The sequence below is a fragment of the Nocardia sp. NPDC055029 genome, from assembly GCF_053608525.1.
In genome coordinates, this window is the sequence record NZ_JBSGVQ010000018.1 from 80736 (window position 1) to 97784 (window position 17049).

Here is a 17049-nt window from a genome sequence, read left to right on the forward strand (position 1 = left end):
GCCGATCCCCCAGCCGGACGCCGACGGCCGTTGCTCAGCCCTGTGCGGTGGTCACCGCGTTGAACACCACGTCGGCCACCGGGGTGCCGTCGCCGCCGCCACCGGCGACGCCGGCGTTCGCGATGGTGGTGAGCGCGTCCATGCCCTCGGTGATCCGGCCGAACGGGGTGTAGTTCGGGGGCAGCTGGGTGTCGCGGTAGACCAGGAAGAACTGGCTGCCGTTGGTGCCGGGGCCCGCGTTGGCCATGGCCACCGTGCCCGCCGGGTAGACCGCGCCGGCGAGGTTTTCGTCGCCGAACTTGTAGCCGGGGCCGCCCATGCCGGTCGCGGTGGGATCGCCGCACTGCAGCACGTAGATGCCCTGGGTGGTGAGCCGGTGACAGCGGGTGTGATCGAAGTATCCCTCGCCGGCCAGGAAGGCGAACGAATTCACCGTGCGCGGCGCCGCGGCGGCGGCGAGCTCGATCGAGATGGTGCCGCAGGTGGTGTCGAGCGTCGCGGTGTAGGCCGCGGCGGGGTTGATGGTGAGGGCGGGCTCGGTGGGCCACTGCTTGCCGTTGGGCGCGCCCGCGGCGGCCGGGGCGCAGCCGGGAACGACCGCCTGGTGGGCGGGCACGGCCTGCGCGGCGGGGGCGATCGCCACCAGCGCGGCCACGACGGCGCCGAGGCCGAGTGCGGCGCGCCGGGCGGCGCCGGCGATGGAACGGTCCTGCGAATGACTGCTCACCTGGACGGTGTCTCCTCGAACTGGGGTGCTGCTGGACGATGTACCGCGCATCCTGCCAGTCGCGGCCGCCGCGCGGGGAGTGACCGCGGGAACTCGCCGTCCGCGGCTAGCGCGCCCGCAGCCGCCACAGCGAGGTCGTTTCCGCGGTGCGGGCCGCGGCCAGTGGATCGTCACGGTCGGCGGCGCGCGGATGGCGCGGGCGCGTGGTGAGCCGGGCCATGACGTGCAGTCCGGCGGCGTCGAGCAGGCGCGGGAGGCGATCGGCGGGGCGCAGTCCGAGCAGTTCGGCAAGATCGGAGAGCACCAGCCAGCCCTCGCCACGGGGCGTGAGGTGCGCGCGCAGGCCGCGCGCGAAATCGGTGAGCATCGACTGATCCTGGTCGTAGACACCACGTTCCAGGTCGGAGGTCGGCGTGCCGGGCAGCCAGGGCGGATTGCAGACGACGAGATCGGCGCGCCCGTCCGGGTACAGCGTGGGGCCGGTGACGGTGATCCGGTCGGCGTAACCGAGGCGGGTCAGATTGTCGGTCGCGCAGCGCACCGCGCGCGCGTTGATGTCGGTGGCGGTGATCCGGGAGACGCCGCGCTGGGCGAGCAGCGCGGCGAGCACGCCGGTGCCGGTGCCGAGATCGAAGGCGGTGCGCACCTCGGGATCCAGCGGCGCGTCCGCGACCAGATCCACGTATTCGCTGCGGGTGGGGGAGAAGACGCCGTAGCCAGGGTAGATCCGCGCGCCGAGCGCAGGCACCTCGACGCCCTGCTGCTGCCAGCGATACGCGCTCAGGACACCGAGCAATTCCGGGAAGGTGACGACCCGGCCCGCGCTCGCCGGACCGTAGGCGGCGGTGCAGGCCGCCTTGACGTCGGGCGCACGCCGCAGGTCGAGTTCGTTGGTGTCGTCGAGCTGAACCAGCAGCCCGCCGAGAATGCCTGCGCGACTGCGTTTCCTGGCCCGCTCGTGGTCGTAGCGCACACTCAGCTCGCCGCCGGAAGGTGCGGTGGTCATGCGATCGGCGCGCCGGCCCAGCGCCTGCAGGAGCTGGCGGCCGTTGTGGAAATCGCCCTGCCAGAGCAGGGATTGTCCCGCCCGGATCCGGCGGTAGGCCTGATCGGCCGAGAGCCGGTCGTCGGCGACCGAGACGGCGGCCGGTGCGGGCGCGCCGTTCTCCGAATGCCAGCGTGCGGTGTGATGGGTATGGTCTTCGGTCCAGTCGATGGTGGACACGGGTGTCTCCCGGTAGTCGGCGGTGCTGGTGACACGACGAGCACTTCGACGCCGGGTGCGGGAGGGAAAGCCTCTTCGCTCAGCGCGTCGAAATGCGCGAGCCTGCGTCGCCGAGGACCATGCCGAGCGTCACCACTGCTGCCTTTCGAGGGGAGGAATCGTCCAGTCTGCCGCATCGGCGACCGACGTCATCGGGCGGGGCCGCGTCCTCGGCACAGGCTTGCCGTGCTGTAACCCAGCGCACGACGGCCCATCGGAACTCCCGGTGGGCCGTCGTCACAAGGGGGTCAGCGTGGGGTCAGCTGTACGACCACGCCGCCCTGCTGCCAGGTCTGGTAGATGTCGGCCTTGGACGGCTCGCCGTCGGCCGTGTAGCCGATGCCGTTGAACTTGGCGTTCTGCTTGTTGTCGCGGGCGATGACCGTGTACAGGTCGAGTACGCTGCGCTCGTCGGAATGCACGGTGGCGGTGCAGGTTTCGGGTGTACTGCCGCGGGAGACACGCACCTCCGCGCCGCCCTGCAGGTTGTTCACCCACGGGCGCAGGGACGTGCCGATCAGCAGCGTGCCGTCGTGGACGGTGTAGGCCACCGGGACGTCGTAGACCTTGCCGGATTTGCGGCCGGTGACGTGCAGGGTGGCCAGGCGCTTGCCGACGATACCCCCCAGCACGGGGACCTTCAGCAGGCTGCGGACGACGGTGTTGACCTTGGCTTGGTAGGACCGGATCGGCTCGGGTCCGGTGGTTGTCGGTGTGCCGTACGGGTTTTCGGAGGGCGCGGTGTCGGTCATGGTCCCAGTATCGTCCGGTGCGCCCGCACCCGCATTCGGTGCTCTCGCCCTGCTATTACGCTGCGAGTATGACCGAGATCTGGCACAACCCCCGCTGCACGAAGAGTCGCAATGCCACCGCGCACCTGGACGCGGCCGGGGTCGAGTACACGGTGCGGCGCTACCTCGACGACCCGCCGACGGCCGACGAACTGCGGGCGGTGCTGGCCCGGCTGGGCGCGCAACCGTGGGACATCACCCGCACCGGCGAGCAGATCGCCAAGGACCTGGACATGGCGAGCTGGGGTCGTACCGACGCCGATGTCGACCGGTGGCTGGCCGCGCTGGCCGAGCATCCGAAGCTCATCCAGCGTCCCATCGTGCTCACCGCCGACGGCGGCGCGGTCGTGGCCCGGGACGAGGAATCCCTGCGCTCGCTCGACTGAGCCCGCGAAGTCAGTCGGTGAGCAGGTCGTCCAGGATGACGCGCGTGTCGGGGACGAAGGGCCATGCCGGATCCCGCAGGTGCGCACGCAGTTCGGCATCGCGCCACCACCAGCCGTCCGCGATCTCGGACGGCTGGTGGCGGATCGGGCCGTCGTAGCGGACCTCGTAGCCGAACAGGTGGCAGCGCAGCGGTCTTCCCGCCCAGACGCCGTCCCAGGACGCGGCGGCGCGCAAGGCCGGTGCGGTGCCCGTTGGCAGTGTGATGCCGAGTTCCTCGCGCAGTTCGCGGGCCGCGGTGTCGGCGGGATCCTCGCCCGCGTCGACGACCCCGCCTGCCAGGCAGTCGTGCAGACCGGCGAAGACGAGTTTGCTGTCGGTGCGCCGATGCACATAGATCCGGCTGCCGTCCCCGGACCGCACCAGCACTCCGGCGCTGCCGTGCCACAGCCCCTCGCGATAGACGGTGCCTCGATCTGCCTCGCCGATCACCTGGCCCGCGGCGTCGTAGACGGCGAGCAGTTCCGACTCCGGGTTCACAGACACCGCCCGAGGGTAACCCCGGCTCACCGGGGCTGTCGCTGCGGCTTCACCCCCGGACGCGGTGCGGCGGCACGGGCTCGCGCCGCAGACTTCGCCGCCACGGTTGCCGCCTCCGCATCGAGCTTGCGCCGGATCAGATACTGCTGGCCGCACGTCCACGCCGCATTGGTGGCGAAGTAGACGAGCACCGCGACCGGCAGGATCGCGCCGCTGACCAGCGCGCCCGCCGGAAACACCCACAGTGACAACCGGCGCAGCAACGCGGCCGTTGCGTCCTGCGCGGGTGGGGTGATCCGGGCGGTGAGATGCGTAGCGAGCGCGGTGATCAGCACCAGCGGGACGGCCAGCGCGGCCACGGAGACGAACAGATCACCGGCCCCGGTCATGGTCGCCGACAGCGGTGCGCCGAACACCCGGGCATCGAGGAAAGCCCGGACCTCGGAGACGCCGAGCAGATAGTTCGGTGTCGCGCTGTTGGCCTCGACCGACATCGGCGTCCCGGTCGAGGCGAACGGGCCGACCGCGAAGGCGCCGGTCCGGTCGAACGAACGCAGCACGTGGAACAGGCCGAGGAACACCAAGCCCTGCACGATCATCGGGACGAGCCCGCCGAAGAGCCGGACCCCGTGTTCGCGGTGCAGCGCCCGGATCTCCTCGGCTTGCTTGCGCTGATCGTCGGAATGCTTCTTGCGGATCTTGTCCATCCGGGGTTGCAGGGAACGCAGGACGGCCTGGGAACGGGCTTGGCGCAGTGCGGGAACGACCAGCAGGGCACGGACCGTGATCACGAGCGCGGCGACGGCGAGTAGCCAGGCGAGCCCGTCGGCGGGTCCGAAGGGGAGGGCGAAGAGCCGGTGCCAGCACCACAGGGCGGCGGACACCGGGAAGTACACGACATCGAGCATGACGGAACGACCTGTCCGGAGGGCGTGCGTGAACGCACGGGAAGGGGAGTGGGATCACGGAATCCGACAGGCGGCGCGGACAGCGCTGCGCCCGTCAGCGGTGATCGATCCCCGGTGCTCGTGGCCGCGGACGGCCCGCGGAATCCGGATTGCTCTGTGGCAGAAAGGAACCGCGCAACCGGCGCTGCGCCGATCCCGGTGGGCCCGCGACGGCGACCCGCACCGGAATCTGCCGGTGACCGGTGATCGCGACCAGCGCGCACACCATGGCCGCGGCGACCGCGCCGAACGCGAGCATGCGCGCGGTGTCGGTACCCGGTGTGGACAGGAGCACGAAGGCAGGCAGCACGCACGCGAGCACCGCGTACGCCAAGATCACTGCCCGTGAGTGCATGCCGTCGAGCATACCGGCCGGCGGCGAGTGCCTCAGAACTGTTCGAGCGGGTAGGGCGGCACGCCGGTGCCGGTGATCCGAAGATTGCCCCACGGGTCGCGCTCGGTGAGGCGGGCCGGTGTCGGGGCGTGGCCGGGCAGCGCGAGCAGGGCCGTCACCCGGGTCGGCTCCGGGAGCGAGCCGTCGACCGGGTCGAGGCGTCCGTACCAGTGGTAGCGGCCGTCGATCGGATCGGTATGCCCGGCGAGGGTCGCGATGACCGGATACTCCGCGCCGGGCAGGTCGAGCAGGGCCGGGCCCTGATAGTCGTGGGCGGGGTGCCGGTCGGCGGCGACGGTGATGTCGAAGTGGTGCGGTTTCGGCCCGCCGAGTCGTCGCGGGCGACTGCCGTCGCGGTGCAGCGCGAGCCTGCGGTGGTACTCGTGCTGGGTGCTCGCCCTGACCTCGATGCGGGTGCCGGATTGCCCGCGCAGCGCGCTGATCCAGGTGGTGATGTGGTCGATCTGGGTCTGCCGGTGGGAATGCCGAAGCGGGGCAAGGGGATCGGGGCCGTCGAGGAGGAACAGGTTGGGAAAGCCGTGGACGGCGATGCCGCGGAAGGTGATCGGCCCGCCCGCCCACGCGGCGTCCAGGGTGCGGCCGTCGCGGCCGGTGACGGGGAGCGGCCGGGTCGGGCGGCCGCGTCCGGTGGGCAGCGACGCGTCGACCGTGTCCGCGGTGAGGACGACGACATCGGCGGTGGCCCCCTTGCCACCGGAGAGCCGGATCAGCCACTGGTCGGCCTGCTCGTCGAAATCGAGACCGAGGACATCGCTCCGGTACCGCGGTGACGGCGGATCGGTGCGCCGTCGTGCCCCTGGCTGCTTCGGTGGCGGCGGCACCGCGGTGGGTTCGTAGACGACGACGTCGACGATCCGCGCCGCCCGCAATGCTCGTACGAGCGGCGCGGCGTCGGCACCGATGATCGCGACGGTCACAGCAGACCCACCGCCCGCCACCACCGGCGACCCAGCGGCCCGATCAGGCCGTGCGCACCGAGGAAAGCCGCGAGATCGGCCGCTCCGACGGCTCTGGCCTCCCGGGCGACGGGATTGCGCAACGCGATGCTGTGCGCCCGGCGGCCGTCGAGCCCGGCACGCACGTACATGTGCCGATTGAGGACCAGCGAGACGAACAGCGGTCCGGCGACCGCCACACACAGCCGGGCGTAGATCCGCTCGCCGCGCGACATCGCCGGCACCCGGCGCGTCAGCGCGTCCCTGGCGAAACCGATGTGCCGCGCCTCCTCGGTGACGTGGATGCGCATGGTGCGTGCCACGATCGGCTGCAGATCCGGATCGTCGAGCACCCGGCGTTGCAGCGCGTCGAAGATCTCCTCGCCCACCAGCGCGGCCACCCACACCATGCTGCCGCGCAGGAGGGTGGGCAGGGCGGTGATCGCCAGCCGCGCGGCCGGGCGCGGCCAATACGGACGCGCTTCGATGCGTTCGATGAGCTTGCCGAACATCATCATGTGCCTGCACTCGTCGGCCATCTCGGTGAGCGTGTAGTGCGCGGTCGCCGAGGTGGGGTCGCCTGCGAGCAGTTCCCGCAGCAGGAGGCGCTCGAGCAGGTTCTCGAACCAGATGCCGACCGAGAGCATGTTGGCCAGCTCCTGCCGGGACAGCTCGCGCCTGTCCGCGGCCGACATCGCGTCCCACAGCGCGGTGCCGCAGAGCGAGACCACACGGGCGGGCAGGAACAGCTTGTCCGGATCGAGCGGCTCGGCCCAGTCGATGTCGACCACCGGATCGTAGGATTTTCGGACCGAGCCGATCAGCAGGCGCTGGGCGAAGGAATCGCGCGGGGAGGTAGCGTGGCGCATCGCGGGCTCACTCTCGGCAGCAGTGCCGATTAACTGTTACATGGTGTATCACCAAGGTTAGTGGAACGCCATGTCACGGTCAATATCGGACACGCGTATCGTTGGCACTGTGACTGCACCATCCGCCCAGGCCGAGCAGCCCATCGGCGACGGCCGCGCCACCCGCTGGCACGGTCACAAGGCGCGCCGCCGCGCGGAGATGATCGACGCCGCGATCGAGGTGATCGAGGAGCACGGGCTCGAGATCTCGGTGCAGCTGATCGCCGAGCATCTCGCGCTGCCGCGGCCCGTGGTGTACCGGCACGTCGGTGGTCGCGCCGAACTCGACGCCCTGGCCCGCAAGCGGATCCTGGAACTGCTGCTCGCGGAGTTGCTGCCCGCGCTGCAGCCCGACGGGACGCTCAAGGACGCGGTGCGCGGCGCCATCGGCACCTATCTCGGCTGGATCGAACTGCACCCCAATCTGCACCGCTTCCTCGGTGACGCCGCACCCGAGGGCACCGGCACCGCCACCCTGGCCGGGGCCGGACGCGAGGTGGGCGGGCAGCTGGCCGACATGTTCGCCGCGAGTCTGGCCCGCTTCGGTATCGACCCCGCGCGGGCCAGGCCGATGGCCTTCGGCATGGTCGGGCTCGTCGACGGCGTGGTCGCCAGCTGGCGGGCCGATCCGGAACCGGTGCTCACCACCGACCAGGTGCAGGGCATTCTGACCGAATCGGTGCTGTCGCTGTTCGAGGGCAATGCCCGCAGTCTCGGTGTTCCGCTGGAACGGGATTCGCTCGTCGCCGACCTGCTCGTCGCGCCCGACGCCGCCCCGCCGCCGGCGGAGCGGCTGCGCTGACTCAGCCGGCCAGCAGCTGATAGCTGCGGTGCCACAGCCACTCCACCGGTCCGCGCTCGAACCGGCGCAGCCACAGGTGGGCGAAGGCCGTGATGAGCACGACGACGAGGATATAGATCCCGATCGTGAACGGGACCAGCGCGGTTTCCTGCACCCGCGCCGCCAGCCCGAAACCCCAGCCGTAGCAGAGGATTCCGGCCAGCAGGTTCTGCAGGATGTAGCAGCTGAGCGCGGTCTTGCCGACTTCGCTCAGGCGTGTTCCCGCGAAGCCGACCCGCGGCCTGCGCAGGTAGAACTCCGCGACCGCCGCCAGGATGCCGAGTGCCACGAACGGCGCGATGCCGTAGCGGGTGAACAGCACCAGATCGCCGCCGCCGAAGACGCCGATCGTGAAATCCAGCGGTGCCGCGACCGCGAAGCCGATCACCATGAGCCACCGGCGGATTCGCGTGCCTTCCGGCCGGAACACACCCGCCCGGTACAGTCGCGCGCCGACGAGGAACAGCGCCACCGACATCGGGAACACGAAGATCGCTTCCAGCCGGAACTCGAGCGCGTGATCGAGCCGGAACAGCACCAGATCCCAGAAGGAGCCGTCCGCGTAGGGATTCGGGTCGAGCGGTTCCGAGGTGGCGGACTCCTGGGCGGGCGCGAAGGCGAGGGCGGCGGCGATCAGCGTCAGCATCGTCACGTGGATGGAGGCCGCGGTGATCAGCCAGCGGCGTTGGGCCCGTTCGCTGGTCGCGAGGAGATAGGCGACGACGAGCCCGGTGACCGCGTAGCCCATCAGCACATCGAACTCGGCCACCAGCAGGAAGTTCAGCAAGCCGTCGAGGAACAGCAGCGCGGCCCGCCACGGGTACTTGCCCGGCCAGCGGCGACCCGCGCGCTGCGCCGAGGACTGCTGGATGGCCAGCCCGATGCCGAACATCACCGTCAGCAGGCCGAGGAACTTGCCCTGGGCCAGCTGCTGCAACACCCGCTCCGACCACATCCAGCCGGTCTCCGCCGCCGCCCCGAGCCCGTCGACATACCCCACGAGCCCTTCCGGGTCGGTGAAGATCCAGATGTTGGTGCCGAGGGTGCCCAGGATCGCGATGCCACGCAGGACATCGAGCGCGATCAGCCGGCCGGGCCGGTTCGGGACGTCGGTGGCGAGCTGTTGGACGGATTCGCTCATGGTCCGAGTATCGCGACCGCGCCCGCCGATCGGATCGCCCGCGAGGACCACCCCGAGGTCCTCCTGGAGGGGGACCTCGGGGTGTGGACGGCACTCAGCCGCGGTGTGCCAGAACCTCTTCCACCAGAGTGACCGCCTCCGGCAGGTCGTGTGGTCGTCGGCGTACGCGCCGAGGTGGCCGCCGCGCGGCAGCACGACGGCGCGGGCGCCGAGGCCGCGGACCAGGAGCTCGACATGCGGCCTGATCAGGCCGCGGGCGACATCGCGCAGCTGCTGGCCGGTCTGCGCCCGCGGGCCTGAGCCGGGGCCCACAGAGCCCGCTGGGCCGAGATGCCGGTGCGTGTCGGGCGCGTCGCCTAGGCTCGACAGCATGCAGCGCATCATCGGAATCGAGGTCGAGTACGGCATCTCGACCCCCACGGAGCCGACGGCCAACCCGATCCTCACCTCCACCCAGGCCGTGCTCGCCTACGCGGCCGCCGAAGGGGTGCCGCGGGCCAAGCGGACCCGGTGGGACTACGAGGTGGAATCCCCGCTGCGTGACGCGCGTGGTTTCGATCTGAGCCGGATGAGTGGGCCCGCGCCCGTGATCGACGCCGACGAGGTCGGCGCGGCGAACATGATCCTCACCAACGGCGCCCGGCTCTACGTCGACCACGCCCACCCGGAGTACTCCGCGCCGGAGGTCGTCGACCCGCTCGACGCGGTCATCTGGGACAAGGCGGGCGAGCGCGTGATGGAGGCCGCCGCCCGGCACGCCTCCAGCGTCCCCGGCGCGCCGCGCCTGCAGCTCTACAAGAACAACGTCGACGGCAAGGGCGCCTCCTACGGCACCCACGAGAACTATCTGATGAACCGCGACACCCCGTTCAGCCACATCATCGCGGGCCTGACGCCGTTCTTCGTCTCCCGCCAGGTGATCTGCGGGTCCGGTCGGGTCGGCATCGGCCAGTCCGGTGACCACGCGGGCTTCCAGCTGTCCCAGCGCGCCGACTACATCGAGGTCGAGGTCGGCCTGGAGACCACGCTCAAACGGGGCATCATCAACACCCGCGACGAGCCGCACGCCGACGCCGACAAGTACCGGCGCCTGCACGTGATCATCGGCGACGCCAACCTCGCCGAGATGTCGACCTACCTCAAGGTCGGTACCACCGCGCTGGTGCTGGACCTGATCGAGGCGGGCGAGGACCTCTCGGAGTTCCAGCTGGCACGTCCGGTCACCGCCGTGCACCAGATCAGCCACGATCCGTCGCTGCGCGCCACCGTGGCGCTGGCCGACGGCCGCGAGCTGACCGGCCTTGCGCTGCAACGGCTCTACCACGAGCGCGTCGCCAAGTTCATCGACCGCGAAGGCAACGACGACCCGCGCGTACGCGACATCGTCGACAACTGGGCCATGGTGCTCGACCTGCTCGAGCGCGACCCGATGGAATGCGCGAACCTGCTCGACTGGCCTGCCAAACTGCGCCTGCTCGAGGGCATGCGCAGCCGTGAGGGCCTAGGGTGGGCCGCGCCGAAGCTACACCTGATGGACCTGCAGTATTCCGATGTGCGCCTGGACAAGGGCCTCTACAACCGCCTGGTGGCGCGCGGCTCGATGAAGCGGCTCGTCAGCGAACAGGATGTGCTCGACGCGATGACCAAGCCGCCGACCGACACCCGCGCGTACTTCCGTGGCGAGTGCCTGCGCCGGTTCGGCGCCGATATCGCCGCAGCCAGTTGGGATTCGGTGATCTTCGATCTCGGCGGTGATTCGCTGGTGCGGATCCCGACGCTGGAGCCGCGGCGCGGGACGAAGGCGCACGTCGGCAAGCTGCTCGATGCCGCGCAGTCGGCGGCCGAACTCGTCGACCAGCTCACCCACTGAGGGCTTTTCCGGCACGACAGGGCGACAATCCGATCGCTAATAGACCACCTTGTCGGATCCGCTCGGTAGGGTTGTAGGACGAGCACGAACATTGCTCATGATCGTCGACCGTGCTCATCCGAAAGGTCGCGGTCATGATGAGGAAAGAGGAGGTCGGCTGCCATGGCACAAGAGCAGACCAAGCGCGCCGGGGGTGGCGACGAGGACGAGGGTCCCGAGGGTGTCGACGCGGCGGGTCAGGAGCGCCGCGAAAAGCTCGCGGAGGAGACCGACGACCTGCTCGACGAGATCGATGACGTGCTCGAGGAGAACGCCGAGGACTTCGTGCGGGCATATGTGCAGAAGGGCGGCCAGTGACCTCAGGTGATCCGTTGCGCCTCCATGCGGGGCAGGCTCTCTCCTCGTTCACCGAACATCTGCGAATGCACGCTCCCGACCTGTTGCCCGGCAACAGGTTCGCGGCCTCGGACCTGACCGCGGCGAAGGATCTGGCGCCACACGGCACCACCATCGTCGCGGTCACCTACCGCGGTGGCGTGCTGATCGCGGGCGACCGCAGGGCCACCATGGGCAACCTGCTCGCCAGCCGCGACACCGAGAAGGTCTACATCACCGACACCTTCTCGGCGGCAGGCATCGCGGGTACCGCGGGCATCGCGATCGAGATGATCCGGCTGTTCGCGGTGGAGCTCGAGTACTACGAAAAGATCGAAGGCGTGCCACTGACCTTCGACGGTAAAGCCAACAAGCTGTCGAAGATGGTCCGCGACAACCTGCCTGCCGCCATGCAGGGCCTGGCGGTCGTGCCGATCCTGGTCGGCTACGACGACCAGGCCACCGACGAGGACCGCTCCGGCCGGATCGTGTCCTACGACGTGGTCGGCGGCCGCAGTGAAGAGCGGTTCGGCTACACCGCGGTCGGTTCGGGTTCCGGGTTCGCGAAGTCGTCGCTGAAGAAGCTCTACCGGCGCGGCATCGATCAGGACCGGGCGCTGCGGATCGCGGTGGAATCGCTGTTCGACGCCGCCGACGACGACACCGCCACCGGTGGTCCCGACCTGTTGCGCGGGATCTACCCCACGGCAGTGGTGATCGACGCCGACGGTGCGGCCGAGGTCGGCGAGGATCTGCTCGCCGAGGTGGCCAGGGCTGTGATCGCCGATCGGGAAGCCGCGGAAGAAGGGGGCGCCGTCCGATGACGCTGCCGTATTACGCCTCGGCCGAGCAGATCATGCGCGACAAGACCGAGCTCGCCCGTAAGGGCATCGGTCGCGGTCGCAGCGTGGTGGTGCTGGTGTACGACAAGGGCGTGCTGTTCGTCGCCGAGAATCCCTCGGCGACGCTGCACAAGGTCAGCGAACTCTACGACCGCATCGGTTTCGCCGCGGTCGGCAAGTACAACGAGTTCGAGGCCCTGCGCCGCGGTGGCATCCTGCAGGCCGACCTCAAGGGCTACCAGTACGACCGGCGCGATGTCACCGGTCGTGGGCTGGCCAACCTGTACGCCCAGAGCCTCGGCTCGATCTTCACCGATCAGCTCAAGCCCTATGAGGTGGAGCTGTGCGTCGCCGAAGTGGGCTATCCGGAGCAGGCGCCGACCTCGGTGCTGTACCGGATCACCTTCGACGGGTCCATCGTCGACGAACGCGAGTACGTCGTCATGGGCGGCACCACCGAGCCGATCGTGACCGCGCTCAAGGCCGCCTACAAGCCGGGTCTGTCCCTGGACGACGCGCTGAAGGTGGCGATCGGGGCACTGCAGGCCGGTCAGCCCGAGGCCGACAAGGACAAGCGCGCGCTCGGTGAGGCCTCCCTCGAGGTGGCCACGCTCGAGCAGTCCCGGCCGCGGCGGGCGTTCCGGCGGTTGCAGGGTCCCGCCCTGGAGAAGGCGCTCGGGACGCCGAAGGCGAAAGCCGTGAAAGAGGCGAAGCTACCCGAGCCCGAGGACGGCGCGGGGGAGTAGACCCCGCCGTCACGATCATGAACGGGCCCGCGGACCGATCCGGTTCGCGGGCCCGTTCTCGTCGTGCCCGCCCGGCTGTTCGCTGTCCGAATCGTTGTGAACACGTATGCAGATGGGTTGTCCGGAGCGCCGCGCGGGCACTGGTCATGGCTGTAGTGTCGATAATGTGCAGCGACGAATCATGGGGATCGAGACCGAGTTCGGTGTGACATGCACCTTCCACGGTCACCGTCGGCTGTCCCCCGACGAGGTAGCCCGGTACTTGTTCCGCCGGGTGGTGTCCTGGGGCCGTAGCTCTAATGTCTTCCTTCGCAACGGTGCCAGGTTGTACCTCGACGTCGGATCGCATCCCGAGTACGCCACCGCAGAATGCGACAGCCTGGTGCAGCTGGTCACCCACGACCGGGCCGGTGAGCGGGTCCTGGAAGACCTGCTCATAGACGCCGAACAGCGTCTCGCCGAGGAAGGCATCGGCGGCGACATCTACCTGTTCAAGAACAACACCGACTCCGCGGGCAACTCCTACGGCTGCCACGAGAACTTCCTCGTGGTCCGCGCCGGCGAGTTCTCCCGGATCTCCGATGTGTTGCTGCCGTTCCTGGTCACCCGCCAGCTCATCTGCGGTGCGGGCAAGGTCCTGCAGACGCCCAAGGCGGCCACGTTCTGCCTGTCGCAGCGCGCCGAGCACATCTGGGAGGGCGTCTCCTCGGCGACCACCCGCTCGCGCCCGATCATCAACACCCGCGACGAGCCGCACGCCGACGCCGAGAAGTACCGGCGCCTGCACGTGATCGTCGGCGACTCGAACATGGCCGAGCCGACCACCATGCTCAAGGTGGGCACGGCGTCGCTGGTGCTGGAGATGATCGAGGCGGGCGTGTCGTTCCGCGACTTCGCCCTCGACAACCCGATCCGGGCGATCCGTGAGGTCAGCCACGATCTGACCGGCCGCCGTCCGGTGCGGCTGGCCGGTGGACGCCAGGCCAGCGCGCTCGAGATCCAGCGCGAGTACTACGCCCGTGCCGTCGAGCACCTACGCAATCGCGACCGCGATCCGCAGGTCGACGCGGTGGTGGACCTGTGGGGCCGCACTCTCGACGCGGTCGAGGCGCAGGACTTCGCCAAGGTCGACACCGAGATCGACTGGGTGATCAAGCGCAAGCTGTTCCAGCGCTACCAGGACCGCTACAACATGGAGCTGTCCGACCCGAAGATCGCCCAGCTCGACCTGGCCTACCACGACATCAAGCGCGGCCGCGGCGTCTTCGACCTGCTGCAGCGCAAGGGTCTGGCCAAGCGGATCACCGAGGACGAGGCCGTCGACGCCGCGGTGGAGACCCCGCCGCAGACCACGCGGGCCAAGCTGCGCGGCGACTTCATCACCGCTGCTCAGGAGGCAGGCCGCGATTTCACGGTCGACTGGGTGCATCTGAAGTTGAACGATCAGGCGCAGCGCACGGTGCTGTGCAAGGATCCGTTCCGGTCGGTCGACGAGCGCGTCGATCGGCTGATCGCCTCGATGTAGGCGTACCCCCTGAGCAGGGGGGATCTGCGACGGGACCGGTGGCGCATGGGAGCGAATGCGTAGGCGCCACCGGTCCCGTCGTCGCGTACGGGCTCAGCCGGTGCTGACGATGTTCGCGTAGGTGGCGCTCAGGCCGGCGATGAACGAGGTCAGGGCCAGCTCGAAGCTGTCGTCGTCGATCTCCTCGGCCACCGCGCGCAGCAGGTGCGCCTGGTTCAGGTGCGGATAGCGGTCGCGGTAGACCTGCACATCGTCGGCGAACCCGCCCGCGAACGAACCGACCGTCGAGCCCATCACCAGGTAGCGGGTCGCCGCACCGATCATGGTCGCGTAGCGCGGCGGCCAGCCCGCGCCGACCAGGCCGCCGTGCACGGCGTCGGCCGCGCGCAGGTTCTCGGCGCGGCGGCCGGGGCCCGCGGCGAGGTAGGGCACGAAATTCGGGTGCGCGACCAGCGCCGACCGATAGCTGCGCGCCCAGGCGGCCAGTGCCTCGTTCCAGGGCTCGGTGTCGAACGCCGAGGTGTCGACGTGGCTCATGATGCCGGTGGCGATGTCGTCGAACAGGTCGTCCTTGTTCGGGTAGTGGCCGTAGAGCGAGGCGGCCTGCACGCCGAGTTCGGCGGCCAGCTTGCGCATGGAGACCTCGGCCAGCCCGTCCCGGTCGATCAGGGTCAGCGCGGTGTCGCGGATGCGCTCGCGGCTCAACAGCGGTACGCGCGGCCGCGCCATGTGCCACTCCTGTCTGCTCGGGGTCCGGTCGGGATACGAACGCTATCACCGATAGGCATTTCGGCCCTTGATTAACCGAACGGCGTTAGGATACGGTGCCCGAGTAAACCTAACACCGTTTGGTTCAGGAGTGGTCCGATGGATCTCGCACTCACACAAGCGCACAGCGATCTGCGCGAGCTCGCCCGCACGTGGGTGGACAAGGAAGTCGTGCCGCATGCCGCGCACTGGGACCGGGAGGAATCGGTCGACCCGGCGATCGTCGGCAAGCTCGGCGCGCTGGGGTTCCTCGGGATCGGGATCGACGAGGAGTACGGCGGTTCCGGCGGTGACGCTCTGGCCTACTGTGTGCTGCTCGAAGAGCTCGGCCGGGGTGACAGCGCGGTGCGCGGCATCGTGTCGGTCTCGCTCGGACTGGTCGGCAAGTCGATAGCGACGTACGGCAGCGAGGAACAGAAGCGCCGCTTCCTGCCGCCGCTGTGCGCGGGCGAGCAGCTGGGCTGCTTCGCGCTCACCGAGCCGGGCACCGGCTCCGATGCCGCGAACCTGATCACCCGAGCCACCCGTGACGGGTCGGACTGGATCATCGACGGCACCAAGATCTTCATCACCAACGGCACCTGGGCCGACGTCGCGCTCGTGTTCGCGCGCACCGGGGGACCGGGGCCGAAGGGCGTGACCGCGTTCCTCGTGCCGACCGATGCCCCGGGCTTCGGCCGCACCGAGATCAAGGGCAAGCTCGGCCTGCGTGGCCAGGCCACCGCCGAACTGGTCCTCGATCGGGTGCGCGTGCCGGATGCGCTGCGCCTCGGCGAGGAGGGGCAGGGGTTCCGGATCGCGATGGCGGCGCTGGACAAGGGCCGCATGGGCGTCGCCGCGGGGTGTGTCGGTCTGGCGCGGGCGTGCCTCGAGGCGGCGGTGCGCTACGCGGGGGAGCGCGAACAGTTCGGCAAGCCGATCGCCGGCTATCAGCTGGTGCAGGAACTGCTCGCCGACATCGCCGTCGAGACCGAGGCCGCGCGCCTGCTGGCGTGGCGCACGGCCGATCTCGTCGACCGGGGCGAGCCGTTCGGCACGGCGGCGTCGATGGCGAAGCTGTTCGCCTCCGAGGCCGCGGTGAAGGCGGCGAACAACGCCATCCAGGTATTCGGCGGGTACGGCTACATCGACGAGTACCCCGTCGCCAAGTATCTGCGCGACGCACGCGTGCTGACCCTCTACGAGGGCACCACCCAGATCCAGAAACTGCTCATCGGCCGCGCGCTGACCGGCGTGAACGCCATTGTCTGACACAGGAGTACAACGCATGACCCACAGAACTGCCTTCGTCACCGGGGCGGCCCGCGGCATCGGCGCGGCCACCGCGGCCCGGCTGGCCGCCGCCGGATTCGCGGTCGCCGTCGTCGATCTCGACGCCGACGCCGCCGTCCTGACCGCCGGGAAGATCAACGCGGCGGGCGGTACCGCCATCGGCGTCGGCTGCGATGTCGCCGACGAAGCCTCGGTGGCCGACGCGGTGGCGCGCACCGTCGCCGACCTGGGCTCGCTGGACGTGCTGGTGAACAACGCGGGCGTGCTGCGCGACAACCTGCTGTTCAAGATGTCGGTGGACGACTGGGACACCGTCATGGCGGTGCACCTGCGTGGTGCCTTCCTGTGCAGCAAGGCCGCCCAGAAGCACATGGTGGAACGTGGTGGCGGCGCGATCGTCAACACCTCGAGCGTGTCGGCGCTGGGTAACCGCGGGCAGGCCAACTACGCCGCGGCCAAGGCCGGTATCCAGGGCCTGACCCGCACGCTGGCCATGGAACTCGGCCCGTTCGGTATCCGCGTCAACGCTGTCGCCCCCGGGTTCATCGCCACCGAGATGACCGCCGCCACCGCAGCGCGGATCGGGGTGAGTGCCGAAGAGTTGCAGGCCAAGACAGCCGAGATCACGCCGCTGCGCCGGGTCGGCACGCCCGACGACATCGCCGCTGTTGTCGCGTTCCTCGCCTCCGACGATGCCGGGTTCGTCACCGGCCAGACCGTGTATGTCGACGGCGGACGCCGTCTCTGAAGAGAGATTT

At 69.7% G+C, this 17049-nt stretch carries 20 protein-coding genes; 10 read left to right on the forward strand and 10 right to left on the reverse strand.

Annotation, left to right across the window (positions count from 1 at the left end):
* Window positions 1–34: 34 nt before the first annotated feature.
* The 3 genes from ACWF9G_RS17725 to ACWF9G_RS17735 all read right to left on the reverse strand — a co-directional run bounded on the left by ACWF9G_RS17725 (window position 35) and on the right by ACWF9G_RS17735 (window position 2743).
* On the reverse strand, window positions 35–727 hold the full coding sequence (locus ACWF9G_RS17725; RefSeq protein ID WP_379311152.1) for a peptidylprolyl isomerase: 693 nt from the start codon (window positions 725–727) through the stop codon (window positions 35–37).
* 106 nt (window positions 728–833) lie between these two features.
* The gene (locus ACWF9G_RS17730; RefSeq protein WP_452516454.1) at window positions 834–1952 is read right to left on the reverse strand and encodes a methyltransferase; all 1119 of its coding nucleotides are present in this window, start codon (window positions 1950–1952) and stop codon (window positions 834–836) included.
* 287 nt (window positions 1953–2239) lie between these two features.
* Complete coding sequence (locus tag ACWF9G_RS17735) at window positions 2240–2743, reverse strand: nitroreductase/quinone reductase family protein (protein ID WP_452516455.1); 504 nt, start codon at window positions 2741–2743, stop codon at window positions 2240–2242.
* Window positions 2744–2811: 68 nt separating this feature from the next.
* On the opposite strand from ACWF9G_RS17735, the gene ACWF9G_RS17740 reads away from it, so the two are divergent.
* Window positions 2812–3168 (forward strand): arsenate reductase family protein, encoded by a 357-nt coding sequence (locus tag ACWF9G_RS17740; protein WP_379311157.1) that lies wholly within the window; start codon window positions 2812–2814, stop codon window positions 3166–3168.
* Window positions 3169–3178: 10 nt separating this feature from the next.
* On the opposite strand, the gene ACWF9G_RS17745 is transcribed toward ACWF9G_RS17740, so the two are convergent.
* From ACWF9G_RS17745 to ACWF9G_RS17765, 5 genes are all read right to left on the reverse strand, one after another.
* Window positions 3179–3712, reverse strand: coding sequence for an NUDIX hydrolase (locus tag ACWF9G_RS17745; protein ID WP_452516457.1), 534 nt, complete (start codon window positions 3710–3712; stop codon window positions 3179–3181).
* Window positions 3713–3732: 20 nt separating this feature from the next.
* On the reverse strand, window positions 3733–4614 hold the full coding sequence (gene yidC / locus ACWF9G_RS17750) for a membrane protein insertase YidC (RefSeq protein ID WP_452516459.1): 882 nt from the start codon (window positions 4612–4614) through the stop codon (window positions 3733–3735).
* 94 nt (window positions 4615–4708) lie between these two features.
* Window positions 4709–5008: a DUF6412 domain-containing protein gene (locus ACWF9G_RS17755; RefSeq protein ID WP_452516461.1), complete on the reverse strand. Its 300-nt coding sequence runs from the start codon at window positions 5006–5008 to the stop codon at window positions 4709–4711.
* A 32-nt stretch (window positions 5009–5040) separates the two neighbouring features.
* Entirely contained in the window at window positions 5041–5985 is a 945-nt protein-coding gene (locus ACWF9G_RS17760) for a DUF4873 domain-containing protein (RefSeq protein ID WP_452516463.1), read from the reverse strand.
* A complete protein-coding gene (locus ACWF9G_RS17765; RefSeq protein WP_452516465.1) occupies window positions 5982–6872 on the reverse strand; it encodes an AurF N-oxygenase family protein in 891 nt (296 codons plus the stop codon). Before ACWF9G_RS17765 ends, ACWF9G_RS17760 begins: the two co-directional genes overlap by 4 nt.
* Window positions 6873–6981: 109 nt before the next feature.
* On the opposite strand from ACWF9G_RS17765, the gene ACWF9G_RS17770 reads away from it, so the two are divergent.
* Window positions 6982–7713, forward strand: a complete 732-nt coding sequence (locus tag ACWF9G_RS17770) for a TetR/AcrR family transcriptional regulator (RefSeq protein WP_379311164.1) — start codon at window positions 6982–6984, stop codon at window positions 7711–7713.
* Window position 7714: 1 nt separating this feature from the next.
* Here ACWF9G_RS17770 and ACWF9G_RS17775 read toward each other — a convergent pair whose 3' ends face one another.
* A complete protein-coding gene (locus ACWF9G_RS17775) occupies window positions 7715–8893 on the reverse strand; it encodes a DUF418 domain-containing protein (protein WP_452516466.1) in 1179 nt (392 codons plus the stop codon).
* Window positions 8894–9043: 150 nt separating this feature from the next.
* Between ACWF9G_RS17775 and ACWF9G_RS17780 the strand changes: the two genes are divergently transcribed.
* The 6 genes from ACWF9G_RS17780 (at window position 9044) to pafA (ending at window position 14251) form a co-directional block, all read left to right on the forward strand.
* A complete protein-coding gene (locus tag ACWF9G_RS17780) occupies window positions 9044–9193 on the forward strand; it encodes a hypothetical protein (RefSeq protein WP_452516467.1) in 150 nt (49 codons plus the stop codon).
* Between the two features lie 70 nt (window positions 9194–9263).
* Entirely contained in the window at window positions 9264–10763 is a 1500-nt protein-coding gene (dop, locus tag ACWF9G_RS17785) for a depupylase/deamidase Dop (protein ID WP_189022959.1), read from the forward strand.
* A gap of 162 nt (window positions 10764–10925) precedes the next feature.
* Complete coding sequence (locus ACWF9G_RS17790; RefSeq protein WP_019047503.1) at window positions 10926–11120, forward strand: ubiquitin-like protein Pup; 195 nt, start codon at window positions 10926–10928, stop codon at window positions 11118–11120.
* Window positions 11121–11185: 65 nt separating this feature from the next.
* On the forward strand, window positions 11186–11962 hold the full coding sequence (gene prcB / locus ACWF9G_RS17795) for a proteasome subunit beta (protein ID WP_379311167.1): 777 nt from the start codon (window positions 11186–11188) through the stop codon (window positions 11960–11962).
* On the forward strand, window positions 11959–12726 hold the full coding sequence (gene prcA, locus ACWF9G_RS17800) for a proteasome subunit alpha (protein WP_379311168.1): 768 nt from the start codon (window positions 11959–11961) through the stop codon (window positions 12724–12726). The genes prcB and prcA overlap by 4 nt, the downstream gene beginning before the upstream one ends.
* A 166-nt stretch (window positions 12727–12892) precedes the next feature.
* Entirely contained in the window at window positions 12893–14251 is a 1359-nt protein-coding gene (pafA, locus tag ACWF9G_RS17805) for a Pup--protein ligase (protein WP_355275500.1), read from the forward strand.
* A 93-nt stretch (window positions 14252–14344) separates the two neighbouring features.
* Here the strand turns inward: pafA and ACWF9G_RS17810 are convergent, their stop codons facing one another.
* Window positions 14345–14980: a TetR/AcrR family transcriptional regulator gene (locus ACWF9G_RS17810; RefSeq protein WP_379309190.1), complete on the reverse strand. Its 636-nt coding sequence runs from the start codon at window positions 14978–14980 to the stop codon at window positions 14345–14347.
* 138 nt (window positions 14981–15118) lie between these two features.
* Here ACWF9G_RS17810 and ACWF9G_RS17815 point away from each other — a divergent pair, with 138 nt between their 5' ends.
* Window positions 15119–16270: an acyl-CoA dehydrogenase family protein gene (locus ACWF9G_RS17815; RefSeq protein WP_452516471.1), complete on the forward strand. Its 1152-nt coding sequence runs from the start codon at window positions 15119–15121 to the stop codon at window positions 16268–16270.
* A gap of 16 nt (window positions 16271–16286) precedes the next feature.
* Window positions 16287–17039, forward strand: coding sequence for a 3-oxoacyl-ACP reductase FabG (gene fabG / locus ACWF9G_RS17820; RefSeq protein ID WP_379309188.1), 753 nt, complete (start codon window positions 16287–16289; stop codon window positions 17037–17039).
* Window positions 17040–17049: the final 10 nt, after the last annotated feature.